Here is a 1,976-nt window from a genome sequence, read left to right as displayed (position 1 = left end):
GGCGTCCGCCCGTTCTTGCTCGGCCTTGATTACATCGGCTGCCGATGAAGACCGAGACTGCAGCGCGCGAAGCTGATCGGCCGCTACGGCACTGTTGGGGGTGCGCGTCCGGTCAGCTTCGCTCCGCCGACCATACCATCAAACATGTGACGTGATCCCTTCAGCGGCCGCTTGACCACGGGCTATCGATGGTGCCAATTACCTTTAACGATCGGGTGCTTCTCCTGCGCGCGATCAGATTGGAACGTTGCGCGGCATCAGATTGGAATACCTGCGCGCGATCATTGGAATCCGCAGTCTCGCTGATGTACGACGCGCTTGGCCGGCCTTGCGATGCGATCACGCCGATGGAGATGTATCTCTCGTATGACATCGTCAAGCGGCAAACCCCTCAGATCTCGCTATGATCAGTGAGTTCGCCAACAAGGGCAACTGCCGGGCTTCCTACGCGGCCGGGTCGGATCGGGTGCTGGTCGCGCCATCGAATATCGTCGAAGTGACGATCAACGGGGCGAAGGGCCGGATGATCGTGGATACCGGCGCCTCTATGGTCTCCATCACTCCGTCCTTCGCAACGCGAGCAGGCATCTCGCCCGATGAGCGCAATCCCATGACCTTCTACGTGGTCGGGGGCACCATCCAGTCCTCTCCAGGGACTGCCCAGCTCATCGAGGTCGGCAACGCACGGGCTGCGAACGTTCCAGTGGCGGTATCGACCGGCCACCCGTCCGCTTATGGCCCGCAGGTTGACGGCCTTTTGGGCATGACATTCCTGGCCCGCTTCAACATAACCCTTGCCGGTGGCGCCCTGGAGCTGAAGCCACGCGAACTGACCACCAAATGACCTGCCATCACTGTCATTGAGCAAAGAGGATATCTTATGCGCTTTCTGCTTCCGCTTCTTCTCGCCGCCATTGCGATCTCTGGTCCTGCCAATGCCCAGCAGAAGGCGTCAAAGCCGAAGCAGGCCAAGACCTGCACCTTCGAAGAATGCGTATCCGGCAGCAAGGCGCGAGGCTGGGGCAGCTCGGAGGCCAGCAACTGGTGCAGCCGCAATGCCGATGCCTGTCCGCCGCATTGACGATAACCCCATGCGCCAAGTCCAGGCTCTGAAGGCCAGGCGATAGCAAGACTGGCCACTCGGGGGCGGCAAGAGCAGATGGGGGCAAGCCGCCCTTGTCGCCACTGATCTTGCCGCATTCCGCACTCGTCGGCAGCACTGAGCCAATAGAGTGCTGGCCCTCAATGCCCGGAGCCTTGCTTCACGTCTCTCCTAGCGTCCATCCCGGCCATGCTCATCGGCTGACCTGACGCGGATGTCCGTCCGCCGCAAGGGTCAAGCCCTCGCGCAGGCGCGCCCTGTGGGTGCGGCAGCCGTCTCTCCGCGTCTCTCCCGGTCGCCGGCACGGCCGGATGGCCGCAATGCAAGGAGAGACGACATGAGCAAGGACCGCTTCGATATTCACCAGCACCTGACCGACCGCATCGTTGCGGCGATCGAGGCCGGTGCAGGACAATGGCAGATGCCGTGGCATCGCGGGAGCGGCGCGCGCCACCCGGTCAACATCGCTTCGGGCAACAGGTACCGTGGCGTGAACGTTCTTGCACTCTGGGTCGAGGCCCAGGTCAACAGCTACGGTTCGCACGTCTGGGGCACCTACCGGCAATGGGCGGAGAAGTAGGGCTATCGCATATGAGCGAGGGCGGAGAGAAGGAAGTCGTTATTCCATCTGGCTTCGAGCATTTTGTGGCTGGTGCGGGCAGGTCCAGGTGTTGCCTGCAGCGTATTGATAGCCAGCTTGCGGATGGCTGCGAGGTTTTCGGCAGCATGGCCTTTCCGGCTGCGGCAAGCGTCCTCGTCGAACAGAACGTCGAGAACCCAGTGCAAATTGTTTTCGATGCCCCAATGAGCGCGCACGGCTTCAAGCAGCTTCTTGGCTGGGAGCGGACGCGATGCCAGGAAGTATCGAGCCGTA

Annotated in this window: 4 protein-coding genes; 3 read left to right on the top strand and 1 reads right to left on the bottom strand. The window is 61.8% G+C overall.

Features of this window, described 5'->3' with window-relative positions; genetic code table 11:
- Window positions 1-403: 403 nt before the first annotated feature.
- From HZZ16_RS36840 to HZZ16_RS36830, 3 genes are all read left to right on the top strand, one after another.
- Window positions 404-844 (top strand): retropepsin-like aspartic protease family protein, encoded by a 441-nt coding sequence (locus HZZ16_RS36840; protein ID WP_197955752.1) that lies wholly within the window; start codon window positions 404-406, stop codon window positions 842-844.
- A gap of 36 nt (window positions 845-880) precedes the next feature.
- Window positions 881-1,081: a hypothetical protein gene (locus tag HZZ16_RS36835; protein WP_197955751.1), complete on the top strand. Its 201-nt coding sequence runs from the start codon at window positions 881-883 to the stop codon at window positions 1,079-1,081.
- Window positions 1,082-1,439: 358 nt separating this feature from the next.
- On the top strand, window positions 1,440-1,682 hold the full coding sequence (locus HZZ16_RS36830) for an ArdC-like ssDNA-binding domain-containing protein (RefSeq protein ID WP_197955750.1): 243 nt from the start codon (window positions 1,440-1,442) through the stop codon (window positions 1,680-1,682).
- Window positions 1,683-1,684: 2 nt separating this feature from the next.
- Here the strand turns inward: HZZ16_RS36830 and HZZ16_RS36825 are convergent.
- The coding region (locus HZZ16_RS36825; protein ID WP_197946301.1) for an ISAs1 family transposase at window positions 1,685-1,976 on the bottom strand (292 nt) is incomplete at its 5' end.

Source organism: Bradyrhizobium glycinis (assembly GCF_016031655.1).
GTDB lineage: Bacteria > Pseudomonadota > Alphaproteobacteria > Rhizobiales > Xanthobacteraceae > Bradyrhizobium > Bradyrhizobium glycinis.
This window is presented reverse-complemented; position numbering and strand designations above follow the sequence as displayed.

Bases quoted from the DNA above. Each gene is read 5' to 3' on its own strand.
- HZZ16_RS36840 (WP_197955752.1), top strand. From the start codon at position 404: ATGATCAGTGAGTTCGCCAACAAGGGCAACTGCCGGGCTTCCTACGCG.
- HZZ16_RS36835 (WP_197955751.1), top strand. From the start codon at position 881: ATGCGCTTTCTGCTTCCGCTTCTTCTCGCCGCCATTGCGATCTCTGGT.
- HZZ16_RS36830 (WP_197955750.1), top strand. From the start codon at position 1,440: ATGAGCAAGGACCGCTTCGATATTCACCAGCACCTGACCGACCGCATC.